Annotated in this window: 11 protein-coding genes; 5 read left to right on the top strand and 6 right to left on the bottom strand. The window is 63.5% G+C overall.

The genetic code is table 11. From position 1 onward, the window contains the following. Positions 1-169 precede the first annotated feature (169 nt). Together NKI06_RS01730 and NKI06_RS01735 are read left to right on the top strand one after the other, a co-directional pair. A complete protein-coding gene (locus NKI06_RS01730; protein ID WP_352983703.1) occupies positions 170-6,379 on the top strand; it encodes a kinesin in 6,210 nt (2,069 codons plus the stop codon). A 6-nt stretch (positions 6,380-6,385) separates the two neighbouring features. Then, on the top strand, positions 6,386-7,132 hold the full coding sequence (locus NKI06_RS01735) for an RNA ligase family protein (protein WP_352983705.1): 747 nt from the start codon (positions 6,386-6,388) through the stop codon (positions 7,130-7,132). A 34-nt stretch (positions 7,133-7,166) separates the two neighbouring features. Here the strand turns inward: NKI06_RS01735 and NKI06_RS01740 are convergent, their stop codons facing one another. From NKI06_RS01740 to NKI06_RS01755, 4 genes are read right to left on the bottom strand one after another with little or no spacing between them, the layout of a single operon-like run. After that, positions 7,167-7,808, bottom strand: coding sequence for an ABC-type transport auxiliary lipoprotein family protein (locus NKI06_RS01740; RefSeq protein ID WP_502900567.1), 642 nt, complete (start codon positions 7,806-7,808; stop codon positions 7,167-7,169). 37 nt (positions 7,809-7,845) lie between these two features. After that, positions 7,846-9,219 (bottom strand): MlaD family protein, encoded by a 1,374-nt coding sequence (locus NKI06_RS01745; protein WP_023669035.1) that lies wholly within the window; start codon positions 9,217-9,219, stop codon positions 7,846-7,848. Between the two features lie 14 nt (positions 9,220-9,233). After that, positions 9,234-10,052 (bottom strand): ABC transporter ATP-binding protein, encoded by an 819-nt coding sequence (locus NKI06_RS01750; RefSeq protein ID WP_023694175.1) that lies wholly within the window; start codon positions 10,050-10,052, stop codon positions 9,234-9,236. Between the two features lies 1 nt (position 10,053). Beyond that, positions 10,054-11,241, bottom strand: coding sequence for an MlaE family ABC transporter permease (locus tag NKI06_RS01755; protein WP_023708615.1), 1,188 nt, complete (start codon positions 11,239-11,241; stop codon positions 10,054-10,056). 77 nt (positions 11,242-11,318) lie between these two features. On the opposite strand from NKI06_RS01755, the gene dgcA reads away from it, so the two are divergent. After that, positions 11,319-12,302 (top strand): N-acetyl-D-Glu racemase DgcA, encoded by a 984-nt coding sequence (gene dgcA / locus NKI06_RS01760; RefSeq protein WP_352983711.1) that lies wholly within the window; start codon positions 11,319-11,321, stop codon positions 12,300-12,302. Here the strand turns inward: dgcA and NKI06_RS01765 are convergent. Beyond that, positions 12,273-13,487, bottom strand: coding sequence for an MFS transporter (locus tag NKI06_RS01765; RefSeq protein ID WP_023715970.1), 1,215 nt, complete (start codon positions 13,485-13,487; stop codon positions 12,273-12,275). The two genes, dgcA and NKI06_RS01765, sit on opposite strands and share 30 nt — an antisense overlap. 104 nt (positions 13,488-13,591) lie before the next feature. Further along, entirely contained in the window at positions 13,592-14,407 is an 816-nt protein-coding gene (locus tag NKI06_RS01770; RefSeq protein WP_352512644.1) for a UDP-2,3-diacylglucosamine diphosphatase, read from the bottom strand. A 120-nt stretch (positions 14,408-14,527) separates the two neighbouring features. On the opposite strand from NKI06_RS01770, the gene NKI06_RS01775 reads away from it, so the two are divergent. Together NKI06_RS01775 and NKI06_RS01780 are read left to right on the top strand one after the other, a co-directional pair. Then, positions 14,528-15,307, top strand: a complete 780-nt coding sequence (locus NKI06_RS01775) for an SDR family oxidoreductase (RefSeq protein WP_352983714.1) — start codon at positions 14,528-14,530, stop codon at positions 15,305-15,307. A 159-nt stretch (positions 15,308-15,466) separates the two neighbouring features. Further along, positions 15,467-17,791 carry an NADP-dependent malic enzyme gene (locus NKI06_RS01780; protein WP_023684938.1) on the top strand — a complete coding sequence of 775 codons (2,325 nt, stop codon included), beginning with the start codon at positions 15,467-15,469 and terminating at the stop codon, positions 17,789-17,791. Position 17,792 lies beyond the last annotated feature (1 nt).

The raw sequence follows: 17,792 nt of genomic DNA on the forward strand, positions 1-17,792 counted from the left end.
TTAACCTTATATTTAAAGTTTTACGTATCTCGCGGAATGCATGTTTTCTTTACCCCTGTGTGTCATTACGATACGAAGGTCCATTTTCAGCCTCCTGCGTGGGATAAGACGAGCCAGAATCAGGCAAAAATAAGAAGTCCCTCGGCAGCTAGTACAGGGTAGCGAAGGCATGGCGAAGAAACCAACGACGACCAGAACTCTCGACAGCGACGTAGCCAGGGAACTCGAAAAGGCACTAGACCTCGATCTCAGCGGAGACGGCAGCGGCGATCTCGATATCGCGGCGTCGATGGAAGATCTGGAAGCGCAGATATCGCAGGCCGCGGACGAACTGGCGCGCGAAGGCCGCCCCCAGAAGCCCGCCCCCGCTCAAAATGCGCCCGTCCAACAAAACCAGAGTGCGAAGCCGGCAGCCAAGCCCGCCGAGCTGCGCCCGGTCGAATCGCGCAACAGCGCGCAGCCAGCCGGCTTCAAGCCGGCAAACGATGACCGCCAGAAAGATTACAAGACGCTGCTGCACAGCCTCAACCGGCGCGCGTCTAGCACGATCTATTGGGTCGTGGCGTTCGTGTCGCTGGCCTGGATCGCCGGCGCCGGCGGCCTCGCCAATCTGCTGTTTGGCCCCAGCATCTGGAAAATTCGTACGTTCGATCAAATCCTGGCCCGCCCTGAACTGATCGGCCTAGCGATCGCGGCAATCATACCGGTCGTCCTGTTTTGGGCCTTCGCGGCGATGATCCGCCGCGCGCAGGAAATGCGCATTGCCGCGCAATCGATGACGGAGGTGGCTTTCCGCTTGGCGGAGCCGGAAAACCTCGCCCAAGACCGCGTGATGATGATCGGCCAGGCCGTTCGCCGTGAAGTGGCGGCGATGGGCGAAGGCATCGAGCGCACGCTGGCGCGCGCCGTCGAGCTCGAAACTCTGGTCCACAGCGAGGTCAACCAGATCGAACGCTCCTATTCGGAGAATGAATCGCGCATCCGGTCGCTGGTCGACGGGCTGGGCAGCGAGCGCGAAGCCGTCGTCACTCATGCCGAGCGCGTGCGCGCCTCGATCACCGGCGCGCATGAAACGCTGAAGGACGAGATCGGCGCCGCCTCCGACATTATTCGCGACTCTATCCTCAACGCGTCGACCAAGCTGTCGATGACGATCACGAATTCCGGCGACACGCTGATCGACCGCATCAATGAAAGCTCGATGTCGATCTTCGATTCCGTCGAAACCCGGCTGGATTCAATCACCGACAGGCTGTCGACGTCGGGCGAAGCCTTTGCTTCGCTGCTCGACACCCGCATCGCCAAGCTGACGGACACCACAGACGGCCTGACCCGGTCGCTGACCGACCTGCTCGACGACCGCACCACCGGTATGGTGTCGCTGCTCGGCGGCGCCGCCCGCACCCTGAGCTCGGAATTCGAGTCCAGCCTGAACGGCATCGAGCGGACGCTGGCCGAGCGGGGCCAGGCGCTGATCAGCGAATTTCAGACCCGCGCCGAAGCACTCGATACCGGCACGCAGAAGCTCAACGCCGCGCTCGAGGCGCGCGCCCGCCAGATCAACGAAACGCTGGTCGAGCGCGCCCGCGAGATCGCCCACACCTTTGCCGAGAGCAAGGATCATTTGTCGGCCATGATCGATCAGGGCAAGACCCAGATCGGCGCCGACATGGCCGACATCGTCTCGTCGACCTCGTCGATGCTCGAAGCCCGCGCCAGCGATTTCGCCGGCCGGATGGAAGCCGCCCGCCATGTCGTGTCGCGCTCATTCGACACCGACATCCAGCGTCTTGCCGATGCCCGTGTCGGCATCGAGGACGCCGTCGAAAACCACAGCCGCAAGCTGTCCGAAAGCCGCGAACGCATGGCGGCTGCCATGCAGGCGGACCTGGCGAAGTTCGCCGAGGGCCGCGCCGGCATCGATGCGGCCGTAACGAACCAGGTGCAGAAGCTGGCCGAAGGCCGCAACCTGATCTCGCGCGCCCTGGAAGAGGATCTGCGCAAGGTCAACGAGTCGCGCGCCGCCATCGACGCGTCGCTGGGCAGCCATCTCGAGCGGCTTGAAGAAGGCCGCAACCGGCTCAACCAGGCTTTGCATGAAGACTCCGGAAAACTTGTGCAAGCCCGTACGATCATTGACGAAATGGTCGCCGGGCATGTCGGTAAGCTGGCCGAAGGCCGCAACATTCTGTCGCGCGCCCTGGAAGCCGATCTCGGCAAGCTCGCCGACAGCCGCGCCTCGATTGACGGGCTGGTCGCCGGCCAGGTTGAAAAGATCGCCGAAGGCCGCGCCATCCTGGCCAAGGCGCTCGAAAACGACATTATCGGCATCAAGGGCGTGATCGAGAACCACTCGGCGAAACTGGCCGAGGACCGAACCGAACTCAGCAAGGCGCTGGAGAACGACCTGTCCGGCATCAGAGGCCTGCTCTCCGACCATTCGAGCCGGCTTGCCGACGATCGTGGCCTGTTGTCACAGACGCTCGAGGCCGACCTCGCCAAGCTCGCCGAGAGCCGGTCGAGCATCGACGGGCTGGTCGCCGGCCAGGTCGAGAAGCTGGCCGAGGGGCGCGATATCCTCAAGCGCGCGCTCGAAGCCGACCTCAACACCATCAAGGGTGCCATCGCGGGTCATTCCGACAAGGTGGCGGAAGAGCGCGGTCAGCTTTCCAGGGCACTGGAGGCCGACCTGCAGAATGTGAACAGCCTGATCGCCGACCACTCGAACCGGCTTGTCCAGGATCGTTCGACGCTATCCCAGGCGCTTAAGGATGACCTTCAGAATGTTAACAGCCTGATCACCGACCACTCGAGCCGGCTTGTCCAGGATCGTTCGACGCTATCCCAGGCGCTTCAGGACGATTTGCACAATGTCAGCGGCATCATGGCCGATCATCAAAACAGGCTCGTCCAGGACCGTTCGGCGCTCTCAAAGGCATTGGAAGACGACATCGCCAAGCTGGCGGAGAGCCGCTCCAACATCGATGGGCTGGTCGCCGGGCAGGTCGAGAAGCTTGCCGAGGGCCGAGACATCCTCACACGGGCGCTCGAAGCCGATCTCAATGCGATCAGGAGCGCCATTGCCGACCAGTCGCAGAAGCTGAGCGAAAACCGTGGCGAGTTCGCACGGGTGCTGGAAGCGGATTTGGAAAATGTCAACAGCCTGATCGAGGGTCACAGCGACAAGCTCGTCCGGGATCGCGCGACGCTGTCGAAGGCTCTCGAGGACGACCTCGCCAAGCTGGCCGAAAGCCGGTCGAGCATCGACGGACTGGTCGCAGGCCAGGTCGAGAAGCTGGCCGAGGGCCGAGACATCCTGAAACGTGCGCTGGAAGCCGACCTGCAGAAGCTGTCGGCAAGCCGCGGTGAGGTTGACGACATCATCGCCGGCCATGTCGGCAAGCTGGCCGAAGGCCGCAACATGTTGACCCAGGCGCTGGAAGACGATCTGGCAAAGCTCGCCGACATACGTAAGGACGTCGACCGCTCTCTGTCGGGCCATATCGACCAGATTGCCGGCAGAAGCACCGATATCTCGGCGGCAATCGCTGCCGATGTCGAGAAAATCGAGCAGGCCTTCAGCAAGCAGACCGGCATCATCGAAGAGCGCGCCGGAACCATGGAGCGCGCGTTGTCGGTGGGTGTCGACAATGTCCGCAGCGTGCTTGAAAAGAGCGCCGTCTTCGTTGCCGGCGCGCTGCGCGAGAAGGTGATGGAAGTCACCAGCGCGCTGCACGAACAGGCCGGTGCTGCCTTCAGTGACGCCGACCGCAAGATCGCCGAGCGTGCCGAGCAGACCTCGGCCGCCCTTTTGGCCCGGGCCGAGGACATCGCCCGCACCTTCGAGGACGCGGATCGCCGTCAGCACGCACGTGCCGAGGACACATCGAGCGCCCTGCTTGCTCGCGCCGAGGATACGACGAATGCCTTGCTTGCTCGCGCCGAAGACACAACGAGCGCGCTGCTTGCCCGGCATGACGAGACGTCGAACTCGCTGCTCGCCCGCGCCGAAGAAACGGCCGGACGGCTGGCTGCCCGCGCCGGCGAGATCGCCGGCACGTTCGACGCCGCCGACCAGAAGCTGGTCGCCCGCGCGGTCGAGACGGCGCAGTCGCTGGCCGACCGCGCCGGCGACATCCTGCGTAACTTCGAGGGCGCCGACCAGCGGCTGAGCATGCGCATCGGCGAATCCGCCGAAGCGCTGGCCGCCCGCGCCTCCGACCTCGGCCGCATCTTCGACGCCGCCGACCAGCAGCTGATCTCGCGCATTGCCGAGGGTGCGGACGCACTGTCGGCACGCGCCACCGAGATCAGCCGCATCTTCGACGAGGCCGATCACCGCCTGGTGTCGCGCATCGCCGATTCCACGTCGACCATCGGCGAGCATGCCGACAACATCGTCGGCGCCTTCGCCAGCACCGAGCAGCGTGTTGCCGAACGCGCACGCCAGACCGGCCAGGAACTTGCCGTCCACGCCCGCGAGATGGAGCAGGCTCTTGCCGGCGCCGACGAGCGGCTGGCCGCGAGCGTTGCGTCCGCAGCTTCGCGCGTCGAGGAACAGGTCGCCAACGTCGAGAACCGCCTTCTTTATACGACGGAGACGATGGGTCAGAAGCTCAACGAGCAGGTTTCCAGCGCAGAAGCTCAGCTGATCTCGCGCGCCAACACGATTGCGGAGACTTTTACCGCGGTCGGTCAGCACATCGGCCAGAGCACCAACGACGCTGCCAAGACCATCGGCACCAATACCCGCGAGCTCAACACGATGCTGGCGGCGCGTTCGGCCGAGATGGCGAAGATCCTGGACGAAACCGCGCGGCCGCTGGTCGAGCGCTTCGCCCAGGGCGGCTCGGAACTGCAAAAGAGCATGGAAGAGGTCACCGAACGCGCGACCGAGAAGTTGCGCAGCGAAAATGCCGCCCTCGTCAACGCGCTCGCCAGCCGCACCGCCGAAACGCTGTCGGCCGTCGAAGGCGCGCGCTCGTCGCTCGCCGATAGCGTCGCCGACCTCATCGGCCGCATGAGCGTCTCCAGTTCGCAGCTTGGTGAGCTGATCGAACAGGCGGCGATCAACCTCGGCCAGGTCGACGAACGTCTGAGCGGCAGCACGCAAAGCTTCGCGGCGACCACCGAAAAGGCCGCGCAGACCTTCGCCAGCTCGGCACGCCTGGTCGATTCGAACACCACGCGGCTTACCGAATTGTCGTCGTCGACCCTGCGCGAAGTGGCCTCGATCGCCACCAAGTTCGACGAGCACAGCCGCTTGCTGTCCTCGGCTTCGGATCTGTTGAGCTCGGCGCAGAGCAATCTCGAACACACGCTTGAGCGGCAGTCGTCGCTCGAAGACCTAGCCGTCGGCCTGGTCAAGAAGTCGGAAGACCTCGAGAAGGTCATGCGTTCGTTCGAAAACCTTGTCGGCCAGACGATGCAGAATGCCGAAGGCAAGACGCTGGCATCAGCCGACAAGATCCGCATCGCCATAACGGAAGTGGTCGATTCGGCAACCAGCCGGTTCGCCGACGCGACCGAGGAGATGCGGCGCACCGCAAGCTCGATCAAGAGCGAGCTCGACCTCACCCGCGCCGAGCTCAAGAAGGGCGTCATCGAGATGCCGGAAGAGGCCAAGGAATCGACCTCGGCGATCCGCCGTGCCGTTGCCGAGCAGATCAACGCGCTCAAGGAACTTTCGGATATCGTTGCGAAATCGGGACGCGGCGGCGACAATGCCGAACCGCGCGCCCTGCGCCCGCCGCCGCAGGCGCCAGTGCAGCGCCCGGCCGAGCCGGTACGCCGCCCGCCGCCGGCGCCACAGCCGGAGCGCCCTGCTCCGCAGGCGCCGCTGGGCGGCCTGCGCGGCACGCTCGATATCGAACGTCCTGCCGAAGCACCGCGCCAGCGCGACGCCAACGCCCGTACGCCGCAAGGCGGCTGGGTGCGCGATCTCCTGACCGGGGCATCCCGTGAGGAGGAAGTCGCCAGGCCGGCAGCGCCCGCGGAAGCACCGCGCGCGGCTCCCGCCCAGCGCTCGCCCCTGCATGTCATGGAGTCGCTCAACTCGCTCTCGGTCGATATCGCCCGGGCGATCGACCACGACGCCTCTATCGAGCTGTGGAACCGCTACCGGCGCGGCGAGCGTGACGTGTTCACGCGCCGCCTCTACACGCTCAAGGGCCAGCAGACCTTTGACGAAATCCGCCGCAAATATCAGGCCGAGGCGGAGTTCCGCGCCGCCGTCGACCGCTACTGCGACGATTTCGAGAAGCTGCTCAAGGACGTCTCGCGCAACGACCGCGACAACATCATGGCGCAGACCTACCTGACGTCGGACACCGGCAAGGTCTACACCATGCTGGCCCATGCGAGCGGCCGTTTGCACTAGCTACGATTGCTGCATCAAAATGAAGAAGGCGGGAAATTTCCCGCCTTTTTCGTTTGTCATGGATCGAACAATGACGAGCGCAAAGAACTCAGGCTGCCCTTGCTGGCGCGATGGGCTGCAAGCTATGCCTCCAGCATGAGGAAATACGGTCGCACCTTTCATCTGCCGATATCGGTCGGAGCCACCAGCGACGACAAGGTCATGGCGTCGCTTGAAGGACTAAGGGTGGCTGATCTTGTGGTCACCGAGAAGATGGATGGAGAGAACACAACCCTTCATCGCGATGGCTCTCACGCGCGCAGTCCCGATAGCCGTTATCATCCATCCCGAGACTGGCTGAAGGCATTTGCAGCAAATGTTTCACCGCAACTTGCTGACGATGAACGGATTGTCGGCGAGAACCTCTATGCCCGACATTCGGTTGCGTATGATGCGCTGCCGTCATTTTTTCTTGGCTTTGCATGGATCATCGGGACCGAGATTCAACCGTGGGATTTGACCCTGGCCCGGTTTGAGGAACTGGGCATCACTCCTGTTCCCACGCTCTATCGTGGGCCTTTCAGCCCCAACCTCTTCGATAATCTGGCTGCGTCCCTGGATAAGGCCAAGCAAGAAGGCTTTGTGGCTAGGGTTGCCGAAGCATTTGCTGAGGCAGACATGCCCATTCGCATGGGCAAATATGTACGGGCAGGACATGTCCAGAGTGAAACCCACTGGATGAAGGCAGTCACCAACCGTCTGGCAGGCGGCTAAGGTTCCTGGGTCTCAAGCGCCTCGCCGGGTTCCCTCAGATCACCGAGTCCGTCCAGCTCACGATATCCTTCGCCGCCTCGCCGAAGGCGCTGTCGAGCGCGTTGACATAGGCCGGATTGCCGCTGCCGGAGACGGGAGCGGATGCGGTAAAGCTTTTGGAGGCGCGCACCTCGCCGTTGCGGTCGTTCAGGATGCGTACGAAGAGATTGACCTCGGCATGCTCGCCGCCATTGACGCGGACTTCGAAGGAGCGGATCTCGACGATCAACTGGTAGTCGATCGCCAGCCCCTCGCCCGGCTTGCCGACGCCGGCAAAGCTGCCGGAGCGCTGGAAGGTTTCGGCGAGCCTCGCCTGCACGATCAGCGGCAGCCGGTCGGCCCATTGCGCGCCCTTGAGATACTGGATCGAGCGATCTGACGGCTTGATGACGATGTTCTGGCTGTCCAGCGCCTTGAGCGCGGATGGCTGGGCGATCAGGATCTGGCGGCGGCTGTGGCCATGGGCGTCGATCGACGGGGCGGACAGCTCGAACGTATCGAGTGGCGCCGGCTTGCCTCCCAATGCCGCGCAACCAGCCAGCGTCAGGCCAAGCAAAACGGCCGCCGATTTATACCCACCCAACCCGAACGTCACGCGTGATCCCCACTGTCCCCGGATCGTATGATGAATCCGCATCCGCGGTCCATGTAATTGCTGCGGGCGGGCACGGAAGTCAACGCCGTGCCCTGCCATCGAACTGCCGGACCTCGCCGTCGCCGCCCGACAGGATGCGCTGCGGGTTGCGGCTGAGATCGGTCACCGCCTCTTCGATGCGACTGATCGAACGCCGGCTGTCCTGGACCAGCGCCTCGACATTCGACAGGCCCTGGCCCGAGAAGCGCGCAATATTGTCGGTGATCGTGCCAAGCCGGGCGTTCAGCGTGTCGGCGACCTGCTTGAACGACTTCAGCGTGTCCCTGGCATCGGCCATGACGCCGTCGGCCTGGCCCGAACCGAGCAGCGTATCGACCCTTTTCAGGATGCCGTCGACGCGCACCGAGGCATCGTTGAGGCGCGACGCAAGCTGTTTGGCGTCCTTGATCGTCTCGTCGATGTCGTCGGCCCGGTCGGCGAACTTGTCGGTCACCTTGGCGATGTCGGCGGCGGCCTTGTTGGCGTTTTCGCTGGCCTTCTGAATGTTGGCGAGCGCCACGCGCACTTGTGCCGGATCGATGCCGTCGAGCACATTGTCGACCTTTGCCAGCGTGCCTTGCGTGCGCTTGGCGAAATCGTTGACCGAGCCGACCGCGGTATCGACGTTCTTGATCACGCCGTCGAGCTGTCCGCTGGTCTCCTTCAGATTGGCGGTGACGGCGTCCACATTGGCGACGATGCTCTTGATCTTGTCCTTGTCGACGGCATTGAGCAGGCCTTCGGCAGCCTTCAGTGTGCCGTCGAGCTTGCCGGAAACACCCTTCAACTCGTCCGACAGCGCGCTGACGGCGGTCAGGAACTTGTCGATGCCGTCGGCATTCCTGGCCAGCGCATCGGAAAATGTCTGGGCGTTCTTGACGGTCTGGGTCAGCGGCCCGCGCACATCCCTGGTGAAACCTTCGAGTTCGGAAAGCACCTTGTCGGCACGGGTGAAGATATTCTGCGCCGTCTGCAGCAGGTTGGTGACCGCCGATGGATTGGCGACGATCTCGGCGGTCCTGCCTTCCTTTGCCGCCTCTTCCAGCAGATTTGGTTCCTTTGGATCGGCGCCCTTCAATTCGATGTTGACCTGGCCGGCAAGGCTGGCGATGCCGATATCGGCCTGCGTCGATTTGGTGAGCGGCGTTGTCTGGTCGATCTCGGTCGTAGCAATGGCGGCATTGGGGTCATTGCGGTCGAAATAGACGCGCTTGACCACCCCGACCTTGACGCCGTTGAACAGCACCAGACTGCCGGGGCCGAGGCCGGAGGCCGAACCCTGAATGCGCACGCGCAGCTCCGCCGTCTCGCCGCGATCACCGATCTGGGCGGTCCAATAGACGAACCCGAACGCCGCCAGGATTGCAGCCAGGGTGAAAATGCCGACAATTACGTAGTTGGCTCTGGTTTCCATTGCCCCACTTATGTCTATGCGCGCGCGGCAAGATCAAGTTGCCGAGCCCGTTTTCCGCGGAAATAGGATTTGACCCACGGTTCTTCGCTTTTCAGCATGTCGTCGATCGTGCCTTCGACCAGGATTTTCTTGTTGCCGAGCACCGCCACGCGGTCGCAAGCGGTAAACAGCGTGTCGAGATCGTGCGTCACCATATAGACCGTCAAATCCATCGTATCGCGCAGCTTGACCACTAGTTCGTCGAATTCGGACGCGCTGATCGGGTCGAGGCCGGAAGTCGGCTCGTCGAGGAAGACGATGTCGGGGTCGAGCGCCAGCGCCCGCGCCAGGGCGGCGCGCTTGATCATGCCGCCCGAAAGCTCCGAGGGAAATTTTTGCGCGGCGTCCGGCGGCAGGCCGACCAGTTCGATCTTGAGCAAGGCCAGCTCGTCCATCAGTTTCTTCGGCAGATCGAGATATTCGCGCATCGGCACCTGCACGTTTTCCTGCACGGTCAACGCCGAAAACAGGGCGCCGTGCTGGAAAAGCACGCCAAGCCGCATATCGATGCGCAACCGTTCGATGTCGCTGGCCTTTTCGAGGTCGAGACCAAACAGCTTGATCGTGCCGGACTGCTTGTGCAGCAGGCCGAGAATCGTGCGCAGCAGCACCGATTTGCCGGCGCCCGAGGCGCCGACGAAACCGAGGATTTCGCCGCGCTTGATGTCGAGCGCCAGTTTGTCGAGGATCAGCTTGTCGTCCAGGGCAACGGTGATGTCGCGCACCGACAGCACGATATCGCTTTCGCCCGTTCCCTGCATAGCCTTGGTCGCCTTTGAGTTTCTGCGCATCATGTCAGAACTCGATCGATGCGTAGAAGATGGCGAAAAGGCCATCGAGGATGATGACGACGAAGATCGACTTCACCACCGAGGCGGTGACGTGCAGACCCAGCGATTCGGCGCTGCCGCCGACCTTCATGCCTTCAACGGAAGCAATGGTGCCGATGATCATGGCCATGAACGGCGCCTTGATCAGCCCGGCGAAGATGGTGCTGATATCGATCGCGCCGCGCAGCCGGTCGATGAAGGCCGTCGGCGCAATACCGGAATAAAGCCAGGCGGCTAGGATGCCGCCGCCAAGAGCGGCAAAATTGGCGACGATGGTGAGACAGGGCAGCGCGATCACCAGCGCCACCAGGCGCGGAAACACCAGCACGCCGATCGGGTTGAGGCCGATGACCTTCAGCGCGTCGACCTCTTCGCGCATCTTCATCGAGCCGATCTCGGCGGTGATGGCGCTGCCGGAGCGGCCGGCGATCATGATGGCGGTCATCAGCACACCGAGTTCGCGCAGGATCAGCACGCCGACCAGATCGACAACGAAAATGTTGGCGCCGAAATAATTGAGCTGGTAGGCGCCCTGCTGGGCGACGATGGCGCCGACGATCGCCGACATCAGCACCACCACGGGGATGGCGCCGACCCCCATGCGATCGATCTGGTTGAAGATCGCCGCCGGATTGATGGCATGGCCGCGCCCGAGCTTCATCTGGGCGCCGCCGATGGTGGCGCCGAGGATGTTCATCGAGGCGAGGAAATCGTCGCGCATCTCATAGATGCGGCGGCCGACCGCCTCCAGCCCGCGGAGGATGATGTTGGGGCGCCGGACGCCGCGCGATTCGGGCTCGCGCCGGACAGCTTCGCCAACGGCGCCGAGCAGGATCGAGGCGACATCGCTTTGCCCCTGCATCTTGATCTCGACACCCTTCTTTTCGAAGACACTGACCAGGCGATCGATCAGCCAGGCGCCGGCGGTGTCCATCTTCTCGATGTGGGAAAGATCCAAAGCGAGCGTCTGGAAGCCTTTGCGCTGCTCGATCTTGCGCATCTCGGCGTCGATCAGCGCCACTGTCGTTGTCGTCCAGATTCCAGAGAAAGCGCAGCCGAGGACGCCGCCCTCCTCGCCGACCGCAACGCGGGGCTGGTGGTCGGCCTCCTTGGCGGCGTTGCCGCTTGCGTCGCGTTTGCCGATGGTCAACATGGCGTCCTGTTTAGCCTGACGGGTCGTACCTGTCGATTTGCCGACGACGCGTTGTCGCATAGCCGGAGCAGAAAATTATGGCGCGTGTCATTTCGGTTGAGGCCGAGCGTTTTCCCATTGCCGGCACCTTCACCATCTCGCGCGGGTCGAAGACCGAAGCCGAAGTCATTACCTGCACGATCAGCGATGGGGACAATCGCGGATGGGGCGAATGCGTCCCCTACAAGCGCTATGGCGAGACCATGGAGGGGGTGCGCGACGCCACCGAGGCCATGCGCCGGCAGATAGAAGGCGGCATCAGCCGCAAGGACCTGCTCGATGCGATGCCGGCGGGTGCTGCCCGCAACGCCATCGATTGCGCCTTGTGGGACCTGGAGGCCAAGATCAGCGGCGTTGCGGTCGCAGACGCCATCCACGCTGTGCCCTTGTCGGCGCTGGTGACGGCCTACACGCTGTCGCTGGGCGAGCCGGAGGCGATGGCGGCGCAAGCCCGCGCCAATGCCGGGCGGCCGCTGCTCAAGGTCAAGATCGGCGGCGACAACGACTTGGCCCGCATCCGCGCCGTGACCGAAGCGGCGCCCGACAGCCGCATCATCCTCGACGCCAATGAAGGCTGGACCGATGCCAACATCATCGAGAATCTCGCTTTCGCCGCCGAACATGGGATAGCCCTGATCGAACAGCCGCTTCCCGCCGGCCATGATGCCATCCTGCGCCACATCGCGCATCCGCTGCCGATCTGCGCAGACGAAAGCGTCCACGAGGCGAAGGACCTCGAAGCGCTTGTCGGCCTCTATGACGCCGTCAACATCAAGCTCGATAAATCCGGCGGTCTGACCGCCGCCCTTACCCTTCGCAACCGCGCCCGGGAGCTGGGATTCGGCGTGATGGTCGGCTGCATGGTCGGCACGTCGCTGGCGATGGCGCCGGCTGTGTTGCTTGCACAGGGCGCCGAGTTCGTCGACCTCGATGGCCCGCTGCTGCTTGCCCGCGACCGCCAGCCCGGGCTCGTCTACCAGGGGTCGCTGGTGTCACCGCCTGACAGGATGCTGTGGGGCTGAACGCGCGGCGAGCCCGATCAGCGCCAGGCCGATGATGGCGATCGGGATCATCGCCAGGAAGCCGTCGACGCCGTAGCGCTCGTAAAGCGGGCCGGACGCCAGCGTCACCGCCGCCATGAAGAAGCCGTTGAAGAAATAGGCAATGCCTTGCGCCGCACCCGTGCGCTCTTCCGAAACCGTTTCGCCGATCATCTTCTGCAGGCCGATCAACACCATCGCCACCGACACCGAATGCAGGGTCTGGACGCCGAAGAAACCGGCGACGCCAAGCCCGAGTGGCCAGATCAGCGGAAAGGCGATCCAGCGCACGATGGAGCCGACGCCGGCGATCAGCATCACCTTGACGACCGAGACAGAGGCAAAAATACGGTTGAAAAACACGAACATGCAGACCTCGGCCACCACGCCCCAGGCCCACAGCAGGCCAACGACGGAATCGCTGATGCCGACCGATTTCCAGTAGATGGAGACAAAGCCGTAGAGGAAGGCATGGCTGGCGGTGATGATGCCGACGCCGAGGGTGAAATACAGGAAATACGGATTGAGAAGGCTCGGCGCCTGATGCTGGATGTCGGCGGCCGAAAGCGGCGAAGCCCGGCGCGGGCGGCCAAGCCGCGGCGCCAGCAATCCGGCGACGAGCGCGGCAGACAATGCCGCAAAGATGATTACCGGCACGGCCTGCGGGCTCGTCCAGGCCAGGATAAAGCCGCCTGCCACGTTGGCGCAGAGATAGGAGATCGAGCCCCATTTGCGCATCGCGGTGTAGTTCGAGCCGAAGCGGCGCACGCCCGACAGCGCGAGCGAATCGGCGATCGGCGAATGCGGCGTCCACACCACCGTCAGCGCCAGCGATACGGCAAGCACCGCCGCATAGGTGGGAGTGAGGAAATAGCCGGCGGAAAGCACCATCGTCGCGGCCACCAGCGCAATATAGACATCGGCCCTGTCCTTCGCCCGGTCCGCCAGCGCGGTCAGCAGCGGCGTCGTCACCACGCGCAGGAACATCGGCGCCGCCAGGATGATGGCGATCTGCTCGGCGTGGAAACCCTGGGCATGCAGCCACAGCGGGAAATAAGGCACATGCGTTCCCAGCGACACGAACAATGTCGCGAAGATCAGGCTCATGCGCAGTTCGAAATGGCGCGGCTTGACGAGTTGTTCAGGCGAGAGCGGCGGCAGCGACATGAATCGATCCAATTACGCTGCACAAAGGGCTGCAACGCAGATCGATCCCTTAACATGCGCGAAAGCGGTCCGAAACTGCCTGGACCGTTCGATTAACAGGAGGGTTATGCCGCTTCGACGACCCTGTCTTCGATCAGCAAGGGGATGAACGGCTCGTCCGGTGCTTCGGGCAGCACCAGCGCCCAGTGGATGATCTCCATCTTGCCGTCGAAATGTTCGACCACCGCCGTGCAGCTCTCCACCCAGTCGCCGGTGTTGATGTACTGCACATCCTCATAAGTCTCGATCGCGGCGTGATGGATGTGGCCGCAGATGACGCCGTCGACATGCGAGCGGCGGGCCTCCTCGGTCAGCACCGTCTGGAACGAACCGATGAAGTTCACCGCCTTCTTGACCTTGACCTTGGCCCAGGACGAGAACGACCAGTAGGGAAGGCCGAGCATATGGCGGAGCCTCGTCACCACGCGGTTGACCACCATCGCGGCGTCATAGGCGTAGTCGCCGAGGTAGGCCAGCCAGCGTGCATTGTGGACGACGGTATCGAACTGGTCGCCGTGGATGACCAGCAGGCGCCTGCCATCGGCGGTTTCGTGGATGGCGCGGTCGGCAACGACGATGCCGCCGAAATGCACGCCTTGGAACTGACGCGCGAATTCGTCGTGATTACCGGCGATATAGGTGATCGAGGTGCCCTTGCGCGCCTTGCGCAGCAGTTTCTGGACGACGTCATTGTGACTCTGCGGCCAATGCCAGCTGCGCCGCAGCCGCCAGCCGTCGACGATATCACCGACGAGATAGATGATATCGGCGTCGTGATACCGCAGGAAATCGATCAGGAACTCGGCCTTGGCCGCCTTCGATCCGAGATGCAGGTCGGATATGAACATGCTGCGGAAAGTGCGGGTTTCTGTACCGGACATCAGATCGTCACCGTTGCTTTCGCGCAGGCTATGCCCCGATTCATGCAACAACCGTATGACGGTTGCGATTGGGCCAGCCAAAGGGCTAGCGTGCCGCGCCAATCACAGGAGAAAATCGTCATGGATCTCGGCATCAAGGGCAAGAAGGCCATCGTCTGCGCATCGAGCAAGGGGCTGGGCCGCGGCTGCGCCATGGCGCTGGCCGAGGCCGGCTGCGATCTCGTCGTCAACGGCCGCAATGCCGAGCTGCTGGCAAAAACCGCAGCCGAACTGCGCGAACGCTACGGCGTGAAGGTGACCGAGATCGTCGGCGACGTCTCGAAACCCGAGGTGCAGAAGGCAATCCTGGCCGCCTGCCCCGACCCGGATATCCTGGTCAACAACAATGGCGGCCCGCCCTTGCGCGATTTCCGCGAACTCGACCGCGCAAAGATCCTCGAAGGCGTGACGCAGAACATGGTGACGCCGATCGAACTGGTGCAGGCCGTCATCGACGGCATGGCCATGCGCGGCTTCGGCCGCATCGTCAACATCACCTCGCTGTCGGTCTACGTCCCGATTCCCGGCCTCGATCTGTCGTCCGGCGCGCGAGCCGGGCTGACCTCGTTCCTGGCCGGCGTGGCGCGCACGGTGATCGACCGCAACGTCACCATCAACAGCCTGCTGCCGGGCAAGCTCGACACCGACCGGCTGCGCGGCCCGCATGAGGCCGGCACGATGGAAGACCCGGCAGCGGCCGCAGCGCGCAAGACCCGCATCAGCGCCGACGTTCCGGCCAAGCGGCTCGGCACGCCGGAAGAGTTCGGCCAGATCTGCGCCTTTCTGTGCTCGGCCCATGCCGGTTATCTCACCGGCCAGAACATCCCGGTCGATGGCGGCCTCTATGTCAGCGCGTTCTGAAGGGCTCAGTGCATCCTCAGCAGGATTTCCGCGCAACCGTTTGAAATAATTCGGTCTTTTCGGCCCCGGTTGTTTTAGCCGCCCTTGCGTTATTTGGCGTCGCGAAAAACCATTTTTGCGTGCTAAAAGGCTGCAAAGCAGGTTTGAGGGAGCGGCCGCATGGAAGGCGAGAACAAGAAAACGGCACGTTCGGACCTCGACGAAGCCGCCCTCTACTTCCACAAGCATCCAAGGCCGGGAAAGCTCGAGATTCAGGCAACCAAGCCGCTCGGCAACCAGCGCGATCTGGCGCTGGCCTATTCGCCGGGTGTTGCCGCGCCCTGCCTCGAAATCCGCGACAATCCGGCAACCGCGGCCGATTATACAGCGCGCGCCAATCTGGTCGGCGTCGTCTCCAACGGCTCGGCCGTGCTCGGGCTCGGCAATATCGGCCCGCTCGCCTCCAAGCCGGTGATGGAAGGCAAGGCGGTGCTGTTCAAGAAATTCGCCGGCATCGACGTCTTCGACATCGAGATCGACGCGCCGGGCATAGAGCGCATGGTCGAGACGATCTCGGCGCTGGAGCCGACTTTCGGCGGCATCAATCTCGAGGACATCAAGGCGCCCGAATGCTTCGAGGTCGAGGCGCAGTTGAAGGCCCGCATGGGCATTCCCGTCTTCCATGACGACCAGCATGGCACCGCCATCATCGTCGCCGCCGCCGTGCTCAACGGGCTGGAATTCGCCGGCAAGACCATTTCCGACATCAAGATCGTCACCTCAGGCGCCGGTGCGGCAGCGCTCGCCTGCCTCAACCTGTTGGTCTCGCTTGGCGCCAAGGTAGAGAATATCTGGGTCACCGACCGCTTCGGCGTCGCCTACAAGGGCCGCACCGACGAGATGGATCGCTGGAAAGACCCCTATGTGAAGGACACCGAGGCGCGCACGCTGGCCGATGTGATCCCTGGCGCCGACGTTTTTCTCGGCCTGTCGGCCGCCGGCGTGCTGAAGCCGGAATTGCTTGATCATATGGCGCCTAAGCCGTTGATCCTGGCGCTGGCCAACCCCAATCCCGAGATCATGCCGGAGGTCGCGCGCGCCGCCCGTCCCGACGCGATGATCTGCACCGGCCGTTCCGATTTTCCCAATCAGGTCAACAACGTGCTTTGTTTTCCTTACATCTTCCGCGGTGCGCTGGACTGCGGCGCCAGCGCCATCAACGAGGAGATGAAGATGGCCGCGGTCCGGGCGATTGCTGCCCTTGCCCGCGAGGAACCATCCGACGTCGCCGCCCGTGCCTATTCCGGCGAGACGCCGATCTTCGGACCCGACTTCCTGATCCCCTCGCCCTTCGACCCCCGCCTGATCCTGCGCATCGCGCCGGCGGTGGCCAAGGCTGCCTGCGACACCGGCGTCGCGACAAGGCCGATCACCGACTTCGCCGCCTATATCGACCAGCTCAACCGCTTCGTCTTCCGCTCCGGCCTGGTGATGAAGCCGGTGTTTTCGTCGGCCAAGGCGTCGACCGCCAAGCGCGTCATCTATGCCGACGGCGAGGATGAGCGCGTGTTGCGCGCAGCCCAGGTGGTGCTGGAGGAAGGCATTGCCGAGCCGATCCTGATCGGCCGCCCGCATGTCATCGAGGTCAGGCTGAAGCGCTACGGCCTGCGTATCAAGCCGGGCGTCGATTTCGGCCTGATCAACCCTGAGGACGATCCGCGCTACCGCCATTATGTCGACCTGTTGATCGAGCTTGCCGGCCGGCGCGGCGTGACGACGGAGGCCGCGCGCACCATGGTGCGCACCGACAATACGGTGATTGCGGCACTGGCGCTGAAGCGCGGCGATGCCGACGCCATGATCTGCGGCCTCGAGGGCCGTTTCGAGCGGCATCTGCGCAATGTGACGCTGGTCATCGGACCACGCGCAGGCGTCAAGGACCGCGACCTGTCGACGCTGTCGATGCTGATCTCGCAACGCGGCATCATCTTCCTCACCGACACCCATGTCTCGGTCGACCCGACGGCCGAGGAGATCGCCGAAATGACCATTCTGGCGGCCGAGGAAATCCAGCGCTTCGGCATCGAGCCGAAGGCGGCGCTGCTGTCGCATTCGGATTTCGGCTCGCGCGATTCTCCCAGCGCGCTGAAGATGCGGCAGGCGGCGGCGATCCTGGCGCGCGTTGCGCCCGACCTGCAATGCGACGGCGAGATGCATGCCGATTCAGCCCTATCGGAGCATCTGCGCCAGCGCGTCTATCCGCATTCGCGGCTGAAGGGCGAAGCCAATCTCCTGGTGTTCCCCAACCTCGACTCCGCCAACATCACGCTGACCGCGCTGCGCACGATGATGGACGCGCTGCATGTCGGTCCGATCCTGCTTGGCACCGACAAGCCGGCGCATATTTTAACGCCGTCGGTGACGTCGCGCGGCGTCGTCAATATGACGGCGCTGGCGGTGGTCGAGGCGGCGCACAAGGCGCAGGCGGTGGTTCATTTCGGCTGAG

This window comes from Mesorhizobium sp. M0772, from assembly GCF_040320135.1.
In the GTDB taxonomy this organism is placed as follows: Bacteria; Pseudomonadota; Alphaproteobacteria; order Rhizobiales; family Rhizobiaceae; genus Mesorhizobium.